The organism is Streptomyces sp. NBC_01320, assembly GCF_035974375.1.
GTDB classification, from domain to species: domain Bacteria; phylum Actinomycetota; class Actinomycetes; order Streptomycetales; family Streptomycetaceae; genus Streptomyces; species Streptomyces yanii.
In genome coordinates, this window is record NZ_CP108390.1 from 1,344,884 (window position 1) to 1,363,511 (window position 18,628).

At 67.6% G+C, this 18,628-nt stretch carries 18 protein-coding genes and 3 pseudogenes; 16 read left to right on the forward strand and 5 right to left on the reverse strand.

What is annotated here, in order from left to right; translation table 11 throughout:
• Positions 1–7 precede the first annotated feature (7 nt).
• The 12 genes and pseudogenes from OG395_RS06570 (at position 8) to OG395_RS06620 (ending at position 9,862) form a co-directional block, all read left to right on the forward strand.
• Positions 8–754, forward strand: a complete 747-nt coding sequence (locus tag OG395_RS06570; RefSeq protein ID WP_266991460.1) for an SDR family NAD(P)-dependent oxidoreductase — start codon at positions 8–10, stop codon at positions 752–754.
• Positions 751–1,818: an aldose 1-epimerase family protein gene (locus OG395_RS06575; protein ID WP_327242037.1), complete on the forward strand. Its 1,068-nt coding sequence runs from the start codon at positions 751–753 to the stop codon at positions 1,816–1,818. The genes OG395_RS06570 and OG395_RS06575 overlap by 4 nt, the downstream gene beginning before the upstream one ends.
• 259 nt (positions 1,819–2,077) lie before the next feature.
• On the forward strand, positions 2,078–2,731 hold the full coding sequence (locus OG395_RS06580; protein ID WP_327242038.1) for a hypothetical protein: 654 nt from the start codon (positions 2,078–2,080) through the stop codon (positions 2,729–2,731).
• A 498-nt stretch (positions 2,732–3,229) separates the two neighbouring features.
• Positions 3,230–3,361, forward strand: coding sequence for a hypothetical protein (locus tag OG395_RS06585; RefSeq protein ID WP_327242039.1), 132 nt, complete (start codon positions 3,230–3,232; stop codon positions 3,359–3,361).
• A 177-nt stretch (positions 3,362–3,538) separates the two neighbouring features.
• A complete protein-coding gene (locus OG395_RS06590) occupies positions 3,539–4,264 on the forward strand; it encodes an IS6 family transposase (protein ID WP_327249261.1) in 726 nt (241 codons plus the stop codon).
• Positions 4,265–4,630: 366 nt separating this feature from the next.
• Entirely contained in the window at positions 4,631–6,232 is a 1,602-nt protein-coding gene (locus OG395_RS06595) for a peptide-N4-asparagine amidase (protein WP_327242040.1), read from the forward strand.
• Between the two features lie 238 nt (positions 6,233–6,470).
• A pseudogene (locus OG395_RS06600) lies at positions 6,471–7,703 on the forward strand (IS256 family transposase).
• Between the two features lie 42 nt (positions 7,704–7,745).
• A pseudogene (locus tag OG395_RS06605) lies at positions 7,746–8,015 on the forward strand (2'-5' RNA ligase family protein); the annotation flags it as partial.
• A 428-nt stretch (positions 8,016–8,443) separates the two neighbouring features.
• Entirely contained in the window at positions 8,444–8,749 is a 306-nt protein-coding gene (locus OG395_RS58120) for a Mu transposase C-terminal domain-containing protein (protein WP_442818520.1), read from the forward strand.
• Positions 8,746–8,901, forward strand: a complete 156-nt coding sequence (locus tag OG395_RS06610; RefSeq protein ID WP_327242041.1) for a hypothetical protein — start codon at positions 8,746–8,748, stop codon at positions 8,899–8,901. Before OG395_RS58120 ends, OG395_RS06610 begins: the two co-directional genes overlap by 4 nt.
• Positions 8,901–9,665, forward strand: coding sequence for an AAA family ATPase (locus tag OG395_RS06615; protein WP_327242042.1), 765 nt, complete (start codon positions 8,901–8,903; stop codon positions 9,663–9,665). The genes OG395_RS06610 and OG395_RS06615 overlap by 1 nt, the downstream gene beginning before the upstream one ends.
• Entirely contained in the window at positions 9,662–9,862 is a 201-nt protein-coding gene (locus OG395_RS06620; protein ID WP_327242043.1) for a hypothetical protein, read from the forward strand. Before OG395_RS06615 ends, OG395_RS06620 begins: the two co-directional genes overlap by 4 nt.
• A 76-nt stretch (positions 9,863–9,938) precedes the next feature.
• Here OG395_RS06620 and ltrA read toward each other — a convergent pair whose 3' ends face one another.
• Entirely contained in the window at positions 9,939–11,279 is a 1,341-nt protein-coding gene (gene ltrA, locus OG395_RS06625; protein WP_327242044.1) for a group II intron reverse transcriptase/maturase, read from the reverse strand.
• A 545-nt stretch (positions 11,280–11,824) separates the two neighbouring features.
• The gene (locus OG395_RS06630) at positions 11,825–13,024 is read right to left on the reverse strand and encodes an RNA-guided endonuclease InsQ/TnpB family protein (protein WP_327242045.1); all 1,200 of its coding nucleotides are present in this window, start codon (positions 13,022–13,024) and stop codon (positions 11,825–11,827) included.
• Positions 13,025–13,074: 50 nt separating this feature from the next.
• Here OG395_RS06630 and tnpA point away from each other — a divergent pair, with 50 nt between their 5' ends.
• The 3 genes from tnpA to OG395_RS58125 all read left to right on the forward strand — a co-directional run bounded on the left by tnpA (position 13,075) and on the right by OG395_RS58125 (position 14,850).
• Positions 13,075–13,503, forward strand: a complete 429-nt coding sequence (gene tnpA / locus OG395_RS06635; RefSeq protein ID WP_327241271.1) for an IS200/IS605 family transposase — start codon at positions 13,075–13,077, stop codon at positions 13,501–13,503.
• 178 nt (positions 13,504–13,681) lie between these two features.
• Entirely contained in the window at positions 13,682–14,287 is a 606-nt protein-coding gene (locus OG395_RS06640) for a hypothetical protein (RefSeq protein WP_327242046.1), read from the forward strand.
• A gap of 257 nt (positions 14,288–14,544) precedes the next feature.
• The gene (locus tag OG395_RS58125; protein ID WP_442818738.1) at positions 14,545–14,850 is read left to right on the forward strand and encodes a GNAT family N-acetyltransferase; all 306 of its coding nucleotides are present in this window, start codon (positions 14,545–14,547) and stop codon (positions 14,848–14,850) included.
• 152 nt (positions 14,851–15,002) lie between these two features.
• Here OG395_RS58125 and OG395_RS06645 read toward each other — a convergent pair whose 3' ends face one another.
• The 3 genes from OG395_RS06645 to OG395_RS06655 all read right to left on the reverse strand — a co-directional run bounded on the left by OG395_RS06645 (position 15,003) and on the right by OG395_RS06655 (position 17,625).
• Positions 15,003–15,209: a hypothetical protein gene (locus OG395_RS06645; RefSeq protein ID WP_327242047.1), complete on the reverse strand. Its 207-nt coding sequence runs from the start codon at positions 15,207–15,209 to the stop codon at positions 15,003–15,005.
• 449 nt (positions 15,210–15,658) lie between these two features.
• Entirely contained in the window at positions 15,659–17,218 is a 1,560-nt protein-coding gene (locus OG395_RS06650; protein WP_327242048.1) for a hypothetical protein, read from the reverse strand.
• The gene (locus OG395_RS06655) at positions 17,218–17,625 is read right to left on the reverse strand and encodes a hypothetical protein (protein WP_327242049.1); all 408 of its coding nucleotides are present in this window, start codon (positions 17,623–17,625) and stop codon (positions 17,218–17,220) included. The genes OG395_RS06650 and OG395_RS06655 overlap by 1 nt, the downstream gene beginning before the upstream one ends.
• 128 nt (positions 17,626–17,753) lie before the next feature.
• Here OG395_RS06655 and OG395_RS06660 point away from each other — a divergent pair.
• A pseudogene (locus OG395_RS06660) lies at positions 17,754–18,263 on the forward strand (site-specific integrase); the annotation flags it as partial.
• Between the last annotated feature and the right edge of the window lie 365 nt (positions 18,264–18,628).

Below are 18,628 nucleotides of genomic sequence, written 5' to 3' on the forward strand. Positions count from 1 at the left end.
ACCACCGATGAGTCAACCGCAAGCAGCACTCGTGACCGGCGCCGGCGGCGCCCTGGGGCGCGCCATAGCCTCCCGTCTGGCCGCCGACGGGCACGATGTGGCCGTGCTCGACCGCGACGCCGCATCGCTGGAGCAGACAGTCGAGGAGGTGCGGAAGTCGGGTGCCCGCGTCTTGGCTCTGACCACCGACCTGCGCGACGCACAGGCGGTCGAAGCGGCCGTCGAACGGTCCGCGGCCGAGCTGGGCACCCTGCGCGTCCTGGTCAACAACGCCGCCGTGTACCCGAGCCGGCCCTTCCTCGATGTGCCGCTGGCGGAGTACGAGGATGTGGTCGCGGTAAACCAGCGCGCCTACTGGGTCGCCGCTCAGGCGGCCGCGCGCCGCATGGCCGGCACGGGCGGCGGGGCGATCGTGAACGTCGCCTCGATCACCATGCACGGGGGCTGGGACTCGCTCGCCGCCTACATCTCCACGAAGGGCGCGGCCGTCGCCTTCACCCGCGCACTCGCCCGCGAGCTCGGGCCTGCGGAGATCCGCGTCAACTGCGTCTCCCCCGGCGCGTTCCCCACGGCGGCCGAGGAGATCCACGACGATCCCGAGGCCTATACGCGGCATGTGCTCGACCATCAGGCTCTCAAGCGGCGCGGCCGCCCCGAGGAGCTGGCCTCGGCTGTCTCCTTCCTCGCCGGACCGGACTCCTCCTTCGTCACCGGCCAGTGCCTGGAGGTCAACGGAGGGTGGGTGATGGCGTGAAGCTGAACGGACGCGACTACGACCGTCACGCCCTCGCCCGGCACGCGGGCGACCTCGCAGCCGCCGGCGGTGTGCGGTCCGTCGTCCTGGACGACGGCTCCGAACGCGGCATCCGCACGCTGGAGTTCCGTACCGGCGCCGGACTTTCCTTCGATGTGCTCGTGGACCGGGCCATGGACCTCGGCGGGGCGGAGTTCCTGGGCCGCGGGTTCGGCTGGCGCTCCGCGACCGGGTTCCGCCACCCCGGCCTGCACGAGTACCGCGACGACGACGGCCTGTCGATGATGCGCAGCTTCTCGGGTCTGCTGCTCACCGCCGGTCTCGACCACACGCTGTTCGGCGCCGAGGTGGACGCCTCGCAGTACCGCTACCCGCCGCGCCGCACCGCCTCCCACGCACTGCACGGCCGGGTCGGCAACCTGCCCGCCCGGCTCACCGGCTACGGCGAGCAGTGGCAGGACGAGGACCACTGCGTCCTCTGGGCGGAGGGCGAGGTCCGCCAGGCCGCGATCTTCGGTGAGCACCTGCGGCTCACCCGTCGCATCGAGGCCGATCTCGGCGGCACGGAGATCCGGCTCATCGACCGGGTGCGCAACGCCGGCTTCGACCCCACACCGCACATGTTCCTCTACCACATCAACGTCGGCTGGCCCTTCCTGGACGAGGGCGCGCGCTACGAGATGCCGCTGCGCCGCACGCTGTGGCAGAGCGACAGTGTCGCCGAACAGGGCGTCTCGAACACCGAGATGCCGGGCCCGCTGTCCGGATTCGTCGAGCAGGTCTACGAGCACGAACTGGAACCGGACGCCGACGGCTCGGTACGGCCCCGGCTGGTGAACGACCGCCTGGGGATGTACTTCGAGCTGGAGTACGACCAGGCGCAGTTCCCGTCCTTCTTCCAGTGGATGCACCTGCGCGAGGGCGCCTACGCCGTGGGCTTCGAGCCCTCCACGCACCATGTGCAGGGCGAGACCGCGGCCCGGGAGGACGGGTCCATGACGTTCCTGGAGCCGGGTGAGGAACGCCTGTACACGACGACGTTCCGGGTAGGCCGGACCGGCTGATCACCCGACGGAGCGGACCGCGTCGCGGGGCCGAGCACCGGCCCCGGCAACGGCACGGCCGCTCCGGATACGTGCGCACAGGGGGGCGAGGGCGGGAGGCCGCCGGGCCCCGGGGCGTGTACGCGCAACCTGCTCGGCCCGGACCCGCCGGAAGGCGACGCGCTGCGGCACGGGTACCGGCTCGTCGCTGCCAGCCGAGTCGGCGGGTGACCGGATAGGCGAGCGTCAGGGGGCGATCCTGAGCCGCACTCGTCGCCAGGTGGACGCTGAAGAGGGATGGCAGCTGAGTCAGCACACGGCCGTCGACGTAGAAGTCGACGTCCTCCTGCAGGGAGCACGGCATGCTCAGCGTGCCGCCGCGCCAGGCCAGCAGCTGCGACGAATAGCTCGTGAGCAGGCCTTCCACGCCACTGCCGAGCAGGACGTCGACACGCAGCTCGTGCTCCGCCGTGAACGCCTGCTGGAGGTGGTGGGTGTAGGGAGCGACCGCGATCCCGTGATAACGGCGCAGCAGGTCACCGAGCCGCTTCATCATGGCCGAATCGCCATCGGCGACGTAGCGACACCAGTCCGGAAGACGCCGTCCGTTGCGGGCCATCGCTGTCATCTGGGTCCTGAGTGTGCTGCGCGGTGTCGACATGAGCAGGTCCAGGCCGACTTCCAGATCGACGGGTTCGTCTCCGGGGACGAGGAAGTCCGGGGAGTAAGCCTGCGGGGGGTACAGGCGGGTCAGCGTATGGACGGCACCCGTCAGTTCCGCTTGGGCGAGCGTTTTGCGGACCGTCTGACGCCACGGGTCGAAGTCCACGGCCGCCTCGCGGCTCTGCAGCAGCAAGAGGCTGAAGTAGATCTCCCAGAGCGGATGGGCCGTGGAGCCACGCGCATCCGGGTCAGGTCATGGGCCGAGAGGTGAAACCGCAGCAACAGTGTCCTCCCCGAGTAGCTCCTGCACTGAGGACGGCCGGACGGTTCGTGCGGTTCCACGGTGAACTATTGCAGCAGGAAGAAAAGGTTGTCGGCACATCTCCGGGAACGGCTACCGTCACTGGTGTTGGGGCTGACGCTCGGCCTTGCCGGGGCGGCTTGAATCATCCGGCACACAACATAGGGGGAACACCGTGGGAACACGAATAATCAGGGCCGCGAAGGCGGCGGCGGTCTGCGGGTTGGCGTTGGGCGCCGCGTAAGTTCGACGGGACCGGCTTGGGCGGCGCAGTGGACGAACGAGTACTGGAGGGACACCACCGACGGCGACGCCGGAGGAGTCAGCGGATCGGCCGCCCGTTACTGGTCCGGCAACGACTCCATCCGGGCGTACATCGGATTCCTCGCCCACGGTGAACACTTCACCGTCTACAACGACACTTCCGTACCCGTCTCGTACTTGGCGACCGCGAACGGTTGGCCAGTCTTGGCCGGCGACCTCGACAAGGGTGATAGCGGCACGGCAGACTTGGACATCGACGAGGGCGAGACCATCTCCATCAAGATCTGCATCTCGGGGTACCGTGGCTGCGCCACCCTGGACACCCTCAAAGCCTGACCTCGAGAGACAAGACATCAGTGTGTCACGTGGGCGCTCCGCGGCGGTCAGGTTCCCTCGGGCCAGGATGCGTTGCGCGACTTGGGGGAGGTCGTTGTCGGGCACTGTCAAGTTGAGTGAGTGGTCTCCGGGCTGGGATGGTGGCCGGGTTTGTTGATCGTTCGGGAGGAGCCGGTGGTGGAGGGCGCCGGGGACGGGCCGTCGTACAAGGGGTTCCGGTTCCCGGCGGAGGTCATCTCCCACGGGGTGTGGCTGTACCACCGCTTCCCGCTCTCCTTCCGCGAAGTCGAGGAGCTGCTCCTGGCCCGCGGGATCACCGTTTCCCATGAGGCGATCCGCCGGTGGTGCGACCGGTTCGGCCCCTGGTACGCGGCCGCCCTGCGCCGCCGCCGACACCGGGCCGGCGACAAGTGGCACCTGGACGAGGTGTTCCTGAAGATCAACGGGGAGCGGCACTACCTGTGGCGGGCCGTGGACCAGGACGGCACTGTCCTCGACATCCTGCTGCAGTCCAAGCGGGACGCGAAGGCCGCGAGGCGGTTCATGGCCAAGCTGATGAAGAAGCAGCGGGGGATACCCAGGGTGCTGGTCACCGACAAGCTCCGCTCCTACGGCGTCGCCCACAGAGAGTTGATGTCCTCGGTCGATCACCGTTCCCACAAGGGCCTGAAGAACCGTGCGGAGAACTCCCATCAGCCGACGAGGCAGCGCGAACGCGCGATGAAGGGCTTCCGCACAGTCGGCATAGCCCAGAGGTTCGTGTCCGCGTTCAGCCAGATCTCACCGCACTTCCGGCCCCGCCGCCACCGGATGACCGCCACCGGCTACCGCACCGAGAGGCGCCACCGCTTCGGAACCTGGAACGAGATCACCGGCACTACCGCCATGCCCACCGAGGCCTGAACCAGAGGCGGAAACCAAGCCCAGCACACCCCCGCACACCCTCAAGTAACCGCACACCAACAAGTTGACAATGCCCGCGGCGGCCCGCGTAGAAGGTCAGGCCGGCGCAAGGACTTCTGGGTCGAGTCTGAGCAAGGTGTGAGGACCTGAGCGTACGTCAAGGCCGACGGGATCGGAATACGGAAGGTCGCCAATCTGCATGACGTCCTATGGAGCGCTGAGGGGTGGCGAGTGATGAAACCGTGCAAGGTTCGCGTTCCGCCGGAGTTCGCGGCAATCGATTTTTCCGCACGAGCGCACAGATCATACCAAGATCGAACATTCACCCCTGGCGCACTTGTTCGTCCCGCGCTTCACTCCTGACTCATGAAACGACAGATCACGTCCATGCTCGCCGGACTGGTGCTGGCCGCCGGATCGGCGCTCGGCGCGAGCCCGGCGGCCGCGGCCGAGCCGGTTCCCGTGGAGTTCGGCACCGACTGGCACGACCCGCTGACCGCGGCGTCGGCCATCGAGAAGCCCGACACCCGATCCTGCGAAGTCACCATCGCAGAGGCGCAGTTCCGCGATTTCACGCCGTACAGGGGAAGTTACGCCCCGCCCATGGAGTGCGGAGACCGCTGGAGCAAGGTGGTGCTGCGCCTCGACGGAAAGGTGAAGGGCCGTCAGTACGACCGGCTCGGCTACCTCCGTATGGGTGGCGTCGAGGTGTTCCGTACGTCCACGCCCGAGCCCTCCGTCGACGGGATCACCTGGTCGGTGGAGAAGGACGTCACCCACTACAGCGACACACTGCGCCGCGAGCAGCCCGTCGAAATGCTCATCGGTAATGTCGTCGACGAGACGTACACCGGCGTCATCGACGTCAAGGTCACGCTGACCTTCTACGCCGCGAAGGGCAGTACGAAGGCCGCCGAAACGCCCGACAAGGTGGTCCCGCTGGAGGGCGCCACGCTGACCACGCCGCGTAACTCCGAGCGCATCGTCGCCGAGGTGTACGGCACCGGATCCGGCGGCGGCTGCGAGGAGTACTGGTACCTGACCGTGCCGGACACCGAGCCCTACTCGTGCAAGGCGGACAAGGGTCCGTACCGCGAGGTGCAGGTCAAGGTCGACGGCCAACTCGCGGGAATCGCAGCGCCGTTCCCGAACGTGTGGACCGGCGGCTGGTCCAACCCCTTCCTGTGGTATGTCGTTCCGGCGCCGCGTGCCTTCGACGTGAAGCCGATCGAGTACGACCTGACGCCGTTCGCGGGCATCCTCAACGACGGGCGCGAGCACCGCGTCGAGGTGTCCGTCGCCGGACTGCCCGCCGGACAGAGCGGCTGGAGCACGCCCGCCAACGTGCTGGTCTGGCAGGACGAGGGCAGCGAGCACGTCACCGGGGCGCTCACGAAGCACGATCAGAGTGATCTTTCCAACTCGACGACGATCACGCCCGGTTCACTGAACCGGCTCGACACCAAGGGTGGCCACCGGCTCACCGTCGCCGGCTATGTGAACACCTCGCATGGGCGCGTCGAGACCACCGTCTCGCGCACCCTCGCCAACACCTCAGCCCACCACTGGACGGAGGACGAGAACACCGACGGGCTCACGGCCCGCTGGGACGACGACGAGACGGTGACCGTGGACGGCCGGGGCCCTGCGCGGGTCGCGCACACCCATCGCGTCTACACCATGGACGGCGAGACCACGATCGGCACGGACAACCGGCTGCGCACCGTCCTCACGCTCGGTGACCGGGCGGACACCTCGGTCGTCCGCGCCGGTAAGCGCATCTCCTGGTCGCGGCTCGACGATACGTACACCGGCGACGCCACCTGGACGCTGGGTGTCCCGCGTGACGAACGCCATGCCGTCGGCACGTCGAGCGAGCGCTACCGGCTGGACGGGTCGGAGGGCTGCTACGACCGCACACTGCGGACCGAGCAGGGCACCCTGACGGAGGACCGTACGGGCTGCTGAGCCCACGCGGGGCCCGGCTGTGCGTGCCGGGCCCCGCGCTCTCCAACTCATGTGATTTCGAATGTCAGTTCCCTTCGACCGCGATACGATCCCCGGAGGAGAGCTTGCAGCCCTGCGCGATCTTGGTGGCTAATTCCGGGTCTGTACGGTCAACGGTGGATCTTCGAACAGGAAGTGACACCTGATGACAGACGTGATCGTCTCGGCTGAGGCCGTCGAGGAAGTGCAGCCCGCTGGGATGCCGGAGGCCCTGGATGACCAGTTGATCGGGCAACTGGTGGACCGCGCGAAGGCTGGCGGGATCCAGTTGACCGGTGAGGGCGGGCTGCTGTAGCAGCTGACGAAGAGGCTCTTGGAGTCCGCTCTCGAGGGTGAGATCACCGATCATCTCGGCCACGAGAAGCATGAGAGGGCCGCCGATGGCAACACCCGTAACGGCACTCGTTCGAAGACCGTGGTGACCGAGGTCGGGCCGGTCGAGATCGAGGTCCCTCGGGACCGGGCGGGCAGTTTCGAGCCGCAGATCGTCAAGAAGCGCCAGCGCCGGCTGACCGGCGTCGATGAGATGGTGCTCTCGCTGTCGGCCCGCGGCCTGACCCACGGGGAGATCTCCGCCCATCTCGCGGAGGTCTACGGCGCCGAAGTCTCCAAGACGACCATCTCCACGATCACGGACAAGGTGATCGACGGCATGAACGAATGGCAGAACCGGCCCCTCGACTCGGTTTACCCGGTCCTGTTCATTGACTGCGTGCACGTGAAGCTGCGCGACGGGAAGGTGGCCAACAGGCCGATCTACGTGGTCCTGGCGGTCACCGTCGAGGGTACCCGCGAGATCCTCGGGCTGTGGGCCGGCGACGGCGGCGAGGGCGCCAAGTACTGGCTCCAGGTGCTGACCGAGATCAAGAACCGCGGCACCGAAGACGTCTGCATGGTCGTCTGCGACGGCCTCAAGGGTCTCCCGGACGCGATCGGGGCGGTCTGGCCGCAGGCGATCACGCAGACTTGTGTCGTTCACCTGCTGCGGGCGTCGTTCCGTTACGCGGCCCGGCAGGACTGGGACAAGATCTCGAAGGCGCTCAAGCCGGTCTACACAGCCCCGACCGAGGACGCCGCCACGGAACGGTTCCTGGAGTTCAGTGACGCCTGGGGCGGGAAGTATCCAGCGATCGTGAGGCTGTGGGAGAACGCCTGGGCCGAGTTCGTGCCGTTTCTCCAATTCGACACAGAAATAAGGCGAGTTGTGTGCACGACGAACGCCATCGAGTCGGTCAATGCGCGCATCCGCAAGGCCGTCCGCTCCCGCGGACATTTCCCGAACGAGCAGGCAGCGATCAAGTGCGTCTACATGGCCGTCATGAGCCTGGACCCGACGGGGCAGGGTCGCAAACGCTGGTCACAGCGATGGAAGGCCGCACTCAACGCCTTCGAGATCACCTTCGACGGTCGGCTCTCCGCCGCCCGCCGCTGACCCACTAACAACTCCAGAACCACCGTTAACTTTACAGACCCCGCCGCCGATGTACGAACCGCAGTCAAGAGCTGCGGTGTCGCCTTCGAGGACCGGCCCCTGCGCCCCCATCTAACGTTGGCCCGTGCCCGCCGAGGAGACCGCTCCTCGGCAGGAGAAATCGCCGAAGGGCTCGCCGGATTCACCGGCCGCCAATGGCCTGCCGAACGTCTGCACCTGGTCGGCAGCAACGTCGGCCGTAGCCGTGGACCGATCCAATACCGCGACATCAAGACCTGGGCCCTCGGCAACGAGAACTGCGCTGGATCTTGAACGAACCAACCAGGGCCAGCCGACAGGCAGTACTCGACCTGGCGGGCGATAAAATCGTCGAGTGCGGCACGTCGTACTCGCCGGTCGGCCCGATCAAGAACGGCTGCCCCTCCGATACCATGCCCTCGTCAAGCTTCTCGTCCAACTACGCAAAGAGCTCGGCGAACTCCCACATGAGCGGCGTTGACTCGCGTGGCCACGCCGCCTCCCGGCGAGTGAAGTGCGCCCGCCATCCCGTGATCGACATGAGGCCGGACAGTACTCGCGGACAGTTCAACAGCGCATAACCGAAATTCGACGGTTCTCCAGACACATTTCCGTGTCTCATGTGAGTGGCTCCCTAGCGTTTTACCCGCCCACGCACGGCTAGAACGGCGAGACCCCCAGCACCGCTGCGGCGCATCGACGCCGACCAGCTACGCCACCTCATGCTCGCCGGGGCGACACGGATCGTGCAGAAGGACGGCATCAACTTCCAGGGCCTGGCCTACGTCGCGCCCGAGCTGGACGGGCGTGGCGGACAGCGGGTCCAGATCCGGTACAGCCGCACGACGACCGGACCATCGAGGTTTACCTGGGGACCGAGCACCTGTGCACCGCTTACCCGACCGCGCAGCTCACCCCCGAACAGACCGAAGCCTTCCGCGAGCACGCCCGCGCGGAGGCCGAACGCCTCGGACGGAGGGAGCGGCGCCGCACCTCCCGGCAGGCCCGGCGCACCCTCGCGCCGATGACCGGCGACGGCACCCCGGCCGCGGAGTCCCGTCTGGTGCCCGCCGGTGACGGCCGCTCCCGTACCCAGCGCGAGCGCGACCAGGCGCTCGCCGCCAGGGCCAGCACCAGCCTGCTCGGACTGATCGACCCCACCGCCGACCCGGAGAGCTGATGCCGCGCCACTTCGTCGACCTGACCGGGGCCGCCGCCCTGCCCAACGGCCACTTCCAGATGACCGCCCGGATCGTCCACGACCTCGTTGCGCACGCCGTCACTGGCGTTGTCCACGGCCCGGCCGGCACCGGCAAGACTTTCGCCGTCGAGGCCGCCCTCGAAGCCCTCGACGCGCTCGAACCCCTGGCACGGCCGCGCTTGTGCGTGCTGACCTTCCCCGCCCGCCCGACCATGCGCATGATCGCCGACCAGCTGCTGCGCGAGCTCACCGGCACGGAGAACCCCTCCTCCCGCAACCGCTTCGACCTCACCACCAAGCTGGTCGGCCTGCTCGCTACCCCGATGCGCCTGGTCGTCGTGGACGAGGCCCAGCGGCTGACCGGCGACTGCATCGAGCTGCTGCGCCACCTCCACGACCACCCCAAGACCCGCTTCGCCCTGCTCTACGTCGGCGGTGACGGCTGCTGGGAAGTCCTCTCCCGCGAGCCGATGCTCCGCTCGCGCGTCTTCCGCCGCCTGCCCTTCTCCCCGCTCGACCCCATCAAGGTCCCCGCCCTCATGCGCCGCTACCACCCGATCTACGCCGAGGCGGACGCCGAGCTGCTCGCGGAGGTGGACAGCTCGTACGGCCACGGCACCATGCGCGACTGGGCGGTCTTCACCCACACCGCCGCCTCCCTGTGCGTGGACCAGGGCATCACCACCGTCGACGAGGCCACCGTGCACAACGCCTACGCCCTCCTCGGCGGCGGCCTCCAGTGACCGAGACCCGGCCCGCCGCCGCGCAGGCCGACGCCCCCGCCGCCCGGCCACCCGAACCGCACCGCACTGTGCGCGTCGTGGTCGACGCCAACGATGACCCGTACCTCTCCCGCCGACTGGCTGCGCTGGAGGCCGCGGATCGGATCGTCGTCTGCCCCAACCCGGTGCGGTCCTCCTACGACCTGGTGATCGGGTAGGCGGGCCGGTTTGCCCGGCCCGCCCCCCACACCACCGGACATGCGGGCCCGCATCCGGCGGTTCGTCCAGCTGATCTCAGGCGAGCTTCAGGCGGGACCACGAGCCCTTGAACGACTTGTAGCCCTGCGCATCCCAATAGGCTTTATTCATAGCGATTTCCAGTGGTTTCAGGTGGGAGGCCCGCCAGTATCGCTTGCGTTGCACTGCAACGCCTTGCTCCTGGTCTCCAAATTCGTAACCGAGCTTCTGGAGCATGGAGTTCTTGCGCTGACTGGTCTTCCACTGCACCCACTGGGCCTGCCGTAGCCTGCGGCGGGTCCAGTGATCAATCTCCTCGAAAACCCGAAGGCTGTCGGAGAGACTGAAGTAGGCCACCCAGCCGACCGAGAAACGGTTGAGTTTGTCCATCCTGTGGGCCATCGATACGCCCCACGTCCGGGAGGTGACTCGCCGAACGGTGGACTTTAGCCGTCTCACGGCCTTCCGGTCCACCCGGATCTTCACCTGCCCTTTGGCGAGGTAGTACCCGAATCCCAGGAGTGACGTCCACCAGATGGGGCACGCCTTCGACTTCTCACGATTCACCCTCAGTTTCAAGGTCTTCTCAATGAAGGCCGTGACCGAGGCGAGGGTCCGCTGCGCCGCTCGCTCGGACCGGACGAAAATCATCACATCGTCCGCGTACCTCACGAACCGGTGTCCGCGTTTGAAGAGTTCGCGGTCAAGGTCGTCCAGCATGATGTTCGACAGCAACGGGGACAAAGGGGAACCCTGCGGGGTCCCTTCCTCGTTCCTCACCATCACGCCGTCGCTCATAATCCCGGCTTCCAGGTACCGCCGAATCAACTTCAGGACCTTTCTGTCCCTCACCCGGCGAGCCACCCGCGCCATAAGCGCATCGTGATTCACTCGGTCGAAGAACTTGTCGAGGTCCAGGTCCACGGCCCAACGGTTTCTGTCCTGGACGGCCCGGCGACCAACCCTTACGGCTTGGTGGGCCGAACGCCCTGGTCGGAACCCGAACGACGCCCCAGAGAAGTGGGGATCGAAGACGGGCACGAGGGCCTGCGCAATTGCCTGCTGGATCAAGCGATCCAGCACCCGTGGGACACCTAGCATCCGCTCCCCACCATTCGGCTTAGGGATGGTCACCCGACGGACAGGAGCGGGCTTATATGTCCCCGCATCGAGCTCAGCCCATACCTTGGGCCAGTTCTGGGCGATCCATGGCCGGAGTTCATCCGTCGTCATCCCATCAACGCCGGGGGCACCCCGGTTTGCTTCGACGCGCCTGAGCGCCGCGAGAAGGTTCTCCTTCGAGAACACCGTCTCCCAGAGGGAGACCTCGCGGTGATTGTTGTCCGCGTGTAGCGCCGGCTGGTCACTGCGCCCCTTGGGCTGGGCGGTCGTATGCACCGACCCCGTCACCCCAGGGTCTGCCGGGGCAGATTTACGGCGGTCATCGTGACCTGCGCGAGCAGACACCCTTCTTCCAATCCGCTAAACGTTCGGCCCTTCCCGAGTCCTTGTCGGCCTACTGCCTTCCCGTCTCGGTACTATGACCTCTGCTGACTTCTGTCCGGCAAACCAGTGCCATTGCTGGCATCGGTCGTCACAATCGCGGCCGACACACCGTTACAGGTGACACCCGGGCAGACCTCCCCGAATAAGAACAGCAACTTTCCCCGGATCGCCGCCGCATATACTCTGCGTCTTTCTTGGTGAGAACGGGCTTCGATGCAGTCAGCCACCTTGCCCAAGACGCCTAGCCTCAAATGCGGTTCTTGTACATCGGTACCCGGTTTTGCCTCCGGCTTCCTTCGGACCCCACCTCGCGATGACGCCCTTGCCGTTCGGCTAGCGAGTTAGTCTCACCTCTTCTCGTCGGGACTTTCACCCTTTAGCTGCTGCCCATGTCGGGCGTACTGACTCCTCCACCCCGTGAACGGGGTGGCTTCTCGCTATGCCGGTTGGGCTTCGCGACGGACCAGCCCGGCCCGTAGAACGTTGAGAGCACCGACGGTGTCCGCGTGCGCGCTGTGGCCGCACGAGACGCAGTGGAACGTCTCCTGGGTGGGCCGGTTCTCCTTGGCGGTGTGCCCGCATTCGGGGCATCGCCGGGAGGTGTTGCGGGGGTCCACGGCCATCACTTCCCGCCCGGCGCTCTCAGCCTTTGCGTTCAGGATCGCGAGGAACACCCCCCAGCCGGCATCCGATATCGAGCGGTTGAGCCCGGCCTTGGCCGCTGCCCCGTTGGGCAGGAAGCTGCCCGGCTGGTCGGGGTCGGGCTTCGGTTCGGGGGCCTTGCTCATGTTGCGGATCTTGAGGTCTTCGTGCGCGATGAGGTCGTGTTCGCGTACGAGGTCGAGGGCGGTCTTGTGGGCGTGGTCGAGCCGTTGGCGGCGCACCTTGCGGTGCAGGGTAGCGACCTTCTCCACGGTCTTGCGGCGGCGCTTGCTTCCGCGCTTGCACCTGCTCAGTGCCTGCTGAGCTGCTTCGAGCTTCGCTGCGGCCTTTCGCCCGTGACGCGGGTTGGGCACGAACTCGCCGTTCGAGTCGGCGAGGAAGTTGGCAATGCCCAGGTCGATGCCGACCACGCTGCCGGTCGCGGGCAGCGGCTCGGGCCGGGGCCGCTCAGCGGTCAGGATCACATACCAGCGCTTGCCCTCACGCTTGACCGAGACGGTCTTGACATGGCCGACCACCGGCCGGTGCTGGTGCACCTTGACGTGCCCGATGCCCTGAAAGCGGACGCGGGTGACCGGGTCATGCGCGGTGGAGTCCCACCGGCAGCCGTCACCGTCCTTGGGGAAGTCCACCGTGTCGAAGCGGCCGATCCCCCTAAAGCGCGGACAGCCCGGCTTGTCCCCGGCCTTGATGCGCCGGAAGAACGCGGCGAACGCCTTGTCCAGCCGGCGCAGGGTGGCCTGCTGCGAGGAGAACGACCAGCGGCCCTGACGCTCCGGGTCGCATGCCCGGATCTCCTTGAGCTGCACGGACTGCTGCCCGTACCGGACCGTCGTCTTCGAGGCGTGCCGGTAGGCGTCGCGGCGTTCCTGCAATGCCCCGTTATAGAGGGAACCGTGATCGCGCAGCATCTCACCGAGCGCTTGTTCCTGCCGGGCGGTGGGCCGCATGAGGAACTTGTATGCACGGATCATCCAGCCCACCTCCTCCGCGTCGATTCCATCGACCGCACTAGACTTGGCGCATGTCACCACGCTGGGAACCCAACCCCGATGTGCGGCGCGGCCGTCACGTAGTTTACAACCTTCACGCACACTTGGTGTTCGTCACCAAATATCGGTGCAACGTCTTCAATGACGAGATGCTGACGCGCTGCGAGGAGATCATGCGGAACGTCTGTACCGACTTCGGGACGGATCTGATCGAGTTCAACGGCGAAGAAGGCCACGTGCACCTGCTCGTGCACTACCCCCCGAAAGTCGCCCTCTCCAGCCTGGTCAACAGCCTCAAGGGCGTCAGCTCACGGTACCTGCGCGCCGAGTTCCCCGACCGCATCAACCGCGCAACCATGCACGGCCGCTTCTGGTCCGGCTCCTACTTCGCCGGATCATGCGGCGGCGCACCACTCCAGGTGGTGAAGGACTACATCGAGAACCAGAAGCGGCCCGACTGAGCGCGGCTCCGCGGGCGAGGCACTCCGGAGCGAAACTGCGGCGCTCCGCGCCGCAGGGTTCAGGATCGGATTCCCTCCCCGCCTGAAGACGGGGATTCCCTCCGAAGAAGACGGATGGGATGTCCTGGCTGGCGCGGGCAAGAACCCGGCCGCCGTACGGACCTGCCGCCTGAGCATCGTGGACCTCCACCCTGCCGACCTCACCCCGTACACCGAAGCCGTCTACGGCCTGCCCCGCTACCACGACACCCAGTGCCCACCCGAGGACCCCGGAGCCGACGCGGACGCGACCGCCGTACTCAACGCGCTCGCCCACGCCGGCCGCCCGCTCACCGCGGACTACCTCGCCGAGTCGCTGCGCTGGACCTACGACCGCACCACCGACGCCCTCGCCCACGCCTGGGCCCGCCCCGACCTCGGTGGCCCGCACGCCCTCCGCCGCGCGGCACCCCACCACTTCACCCTGAGCCCGCGCAACGACGTCCTCACCGACCAGCAGATGACCTGGCTCCACCCCGCCCACCACAACCTGACCTGGCGCAACCCACGCCAGCCCCTGGAGCGCGACGTCCTCACCGACCTCGACGCCGCGGTGCTCTTCCACGCGCACCACGACGGAAGCGTCTCCCCGGACGACCGGGACTCACCGGAGTGGGCCACCGCCACTGCGGGCGTCATCGACCCCGGCCTCCTCGTGCACACCAAGAGTGACACCGCCGTCCTCGCCGACGACGTCCAGTACGGCCTCCGCCTCCTCGACTCCGACGAGACGCCTACCTACTGACACGCCTCATGGCAGAACCACTGACATGCCAGTGGCAGAACCAACTGGCATCCCCATGGCAGACGACAGCTTCCCGGCGCCCTTCGTCCTTCCCGGATATCCGGGAGGACGAAGGGGGTTCCCTCGAGCACTCCGGACGGCACGCATACGGTCGCGATCACGATGCGCCGCCGTCTCGGCACCGGTCCGACCATCCCGTCACCGTCCCGGCCGAGGCCGAGCAACGCGGCTGCTGACAGCCGAGCGTGTCGAGCCGGGTGCACTCCTGGAGGTTCGCGGCGACGAGCCGCCGGTGCCCGTACGAACAGCCCAGGTGGGACGGTACGCGCCACGCAGCTCGTCGAGTCGACGACCCGGACCAGCCCCCTGGCGCCACGTTCAGCCTCGTGCTGCGCTCCGGCGCGTGGGGCGTCGGCTACGGAATCGAAACCGTCCGCCTGCTCCTCGCGTGCGGGTTCAAGGACCTGGGCCGGCACCGGGTGTGGGGGCCCGCTCCCCCTCGACACGGGATCGGCGCGGACGATGACGCGGGCCGGACTCGTGGAGGCGAGCCGTATCTCTGAGCGCATCCTGCGGAACGGACAATGTAGGGACTCGCTCGGCCGTGCACGCGACCTTCGATCACAAGTGGTCTGCGAATTCAGCGTGAAGGCGTGTGTCCCGGCCAAAGCAGTGTGGGCGGTCCGTGGAGGGCGAACGATGGTAGGTCGCCGCGTCAGTCGAGCCGGAAGCATGCCTTCTGCTTCGAGCCCTTGAACTGGGTACAGACCGTCCCCTTGGTCAGCTTTGGCACGCCCGCCCGTCCGCTGTGGCCCCACAGGGTCTCCACTGCAACCCCGGGTGCCCTGCCGTTGTCGCCGGTCCAGCTGGACTTCTTCCATCGGCTGGCCTTCGGGCCCCTCCGGACTTCCTGTACGTCCACCGGGCCCAGTAGGCGTACCCCTTCTTGCCCGACACCTTGTGGGCGATGATCAGCGGCACCCGGTGGGGCGACGCCTCGGTGTATTCGATGACGATGCAGTAGTCCTTACTCCGGGTACATCGGTGAGTCTCCACCGAGCTGGCCTTGCTGTGGGCCTCCGCGAGCATCGGGGCCGACACGAGTAGTACGACACCGACTGTCATACACATGATCCTTCGCATGCCAGGGTCAACGGCTCTCCCTCGCAGAAGTGCGTGCAGCGCATGGGACATCACCCACACGAGGCGGTTGTAGGGCCACAGCTCATTGGGCTACTGGGCGTGAAGGATGGCCCTATTTGATTTCGTAAGCCTGTGCATCCCCCACCATGCCTGCTCCGGCCGGCAGAAACGCCGCCCTGCGACGCACGATCCGGCCGATCTGCAGGGGACGAATCTGCCAGGCAAGAGCTACACACGGGATCCTCCACGCCGTGCGGACGGCTGCGTGCGCAGCCCGGGGATCCCCGCTCGTACGGCGGGACGCGGCGCTTGCGCATGGCCCCATTGCTGCTGTGCCGCGATGTTGCGGTGCGCCGCGGCATCGAGGAGAGCTCGCGGGACGGTGGCTCCGCCCTGGCGTGCCGTCTCCAGCAGTGCTGCCGCAGCGATCTGCTCGGCGGGCATCACGGTCCGGTACGTGTCGGTCAGCGAGTCCAGTTGTCGGTGGTGAACGGGGTAGAAGCGCCGCTGTCCCGGATGGTCGGGGCCGGGTCGGTGCTCGACGGAATCGGTGACCAGTCCGCTCTGCGCCCGCTTCACCGCCAGTGGCGTGGCGGCGGCCAGCTGCCACCCGGTGGCAGGCAGCCGGTACAGCACTGCCGCCAGAGCGCCCACACCCCGCACGTCGTCCAGGATGTCGCGGACCGGCCGCGCTTCGGGGCGTCCTGCTCCGTCCGGTCGCCACTGCGCACCGAACAGCAGCTGGCCCACCCTCACGGCCGACGTGTGGGCGATCACGGTGGCCGGATGGGGGACGACCTGTGGCAGGCGGACCACCTGGCCGCGACGGACGATGTCATAGCTGGGCGGCGGCAGTTTGGGATGGGCCCGTGGGTCGGCCAGGTCCACAATCCGATGCCACGCGGCCGCAGACTGCTGCCACGCCTGTGCGGAACTCCGCAGGGCCCCGGCTGCCTCCCGCTGAACTGCAGCGACCGCCGGGTCTGGGAGCTGCTCGGCGACGTGCAACAGCAATCGGCCCGACAGCAGGCGTCCCATCGCTGTCCAGCGGGACAGCTGTTGCAGGTCCGATCCGCTCAGCCGGTGACCGGATCGGTCGTGCAGGGTGTCGAACGCGACCCGGGACAACCGGTCGCAGTCCTCAGCCAGGCGCTCGGGGACATCCCGGGTGTCGTCGCTGCCGTGCGCCTGGACCGGCTCGACGGGCAATGCGAGCGAGAAGGCCGCGATCCCCCAGTCGGCGTTCCGGGTCCCCTCCCGGCCGAATACCGCAGCCTTGGCCAGCGATGACCGGACATCGGCGAAGGCTGCTTCAACGCCGGGGTCCTCGGCGCCCCTGCCCAGGACGATAGCGATCCGGTTTGCCTCCCACGCCAGTTCGGCGGACCGTCGGGCGAGGTATTCGCGAGCGGGACGGGTACTGAACGCGTAGGCGTAAGCGGTCAGCGGGGCCCGGTCGGGCCCGTGATGGCTCTCGATGAGATCACGCACCGCGTTCACAGCTGCGGTCGCACCCGAGATGCCGTCCCCCGCCGAGTCGGACGCGATCGCCGACGGGGATGGCAGCAGTCGCTGGGCTGTCTGCAAGGCGTCTCGGGCCTGGGCAAGGTGGAAGCCGAGGTCGCTCGCCGGCGAGGCGTCGTCGATGACGCTGAGCCCCGCCGCCAGGTCCGCCAGGAACTGGTCTAAGAGGCGGCTTACGGCTGCCCGGTCAGACGTGACGGGCTGCTCGGCCGCGGCTCGCAGATTCGCGCCGGCTGTATCGAAGAGCTCTCCCAGAGTGGCCACTACTGCTCCCGGACCGTCGTGAGAGCCTCCCGCGCGGCGGATGCGTGTCGGGCCGCCTCGCTCAGGCGGCTCTGCGCGCCTGAGCTGCTGTCCCCGGCCGAGGCGAGGCGAACAAGCGCCCCATGGGTCCGATCGAGCAGACCGATGTAGGGAGCAAGACCGGCCGTTCCGGGCTCGATCTCTGCCAGGTTGAGGGGAACGCCCGTCTCCGGCACAGGCAGCAGATCCCGGGCGGTGACGCATTCCTGCGCAACGATGAGCGCCTGCAATTCGTCGCTCCCCTCGTCCCAAGCGATGGCGTCCGCCAGACGGCCCGCGAGGTCCAGCGCATCCCATGCGCCGGCCAGAACCGTGTATGCGTCCGACTCCGACAGCGCTTCACTCACTCTGTTCAGCCCTGCGCTCATGACCTCGATCCCCTCCCTGAAAATATGCGCATAAGGCAATCGTGACACCGTCCCCGTCAAAGCTCCCAGCCCCCTGTGGACAGAGAGGTCTCTGTGGACAACGACGTGTCCGGTTGAAAGGACACCCGGATCTCCCTGCGTACTGGCTGGACGGCGTCGCCGTTCACCACTTACGGGAGAACACCCACACCCGCTACGCCGCCTCCATCCACCTCCACCTCAACCCCGGCCTCGGCCTCGGCACCAAGAAGCTCGCCCAGCTCACCACCCGCGACGTCCCCACCTTCCTCGACGGGCTCCGCACCACCTGCCAACGCTGCGCCCAGGAACGAGACTCCGTCCGGCGGTCCTGCTGCGCCATCGGACAGTGCTGCGAAAAGCGCCTGTCCCCGCTGACCGTGACGTACGTCCACGCGGTCCTCAAATCCGCCCTGAAACAAGCCGTCCGCGAGGACGAGCTGCCACGCAATGTCGCCCGGAACGTCAAGACCGCCACGCCCCGCCCCAGACGCTTCCAGCCTCTCACCGCCTCCGAAGCCCGGCAGTTCCTCTACAAGGCCAACAACGACCGGCTGCACGCGCTGTACGAACTCGCACTGCGCACCGGACTCCGCAAGGGCGAACTCCTCGGCCTCCGGACCGGACCACCGACGCAGTTCGCCGATACCTGGCGACCGCGGCCCGCAGAGAAGATCACGTATGGCGCCCACGGGCAACGCTCCCGGACCGGCCACAGCCCCTGGGGGAACCGCATCTCCGTCTGGAGGTGGTGCTGTGACCTGCGCCACGCCAAGGTGGCTGGCGAACCGCCGTGGGCGCCTCTGGCTGTCGAGGCGGGCCCCCACGTACCATGCCCCTACGAGAAGGGCTCCGACATGAGCGGTCACGGTGAGCGCGAGCAGGAGGTCCTGGAAGGGCTGGACCGGCTCTTCCATCTGGACACGGAGCGTGAGCAGCGGCTCAGCCTCCTCGACACACACGCGGTGCTGCGCGCCCTAGCCGA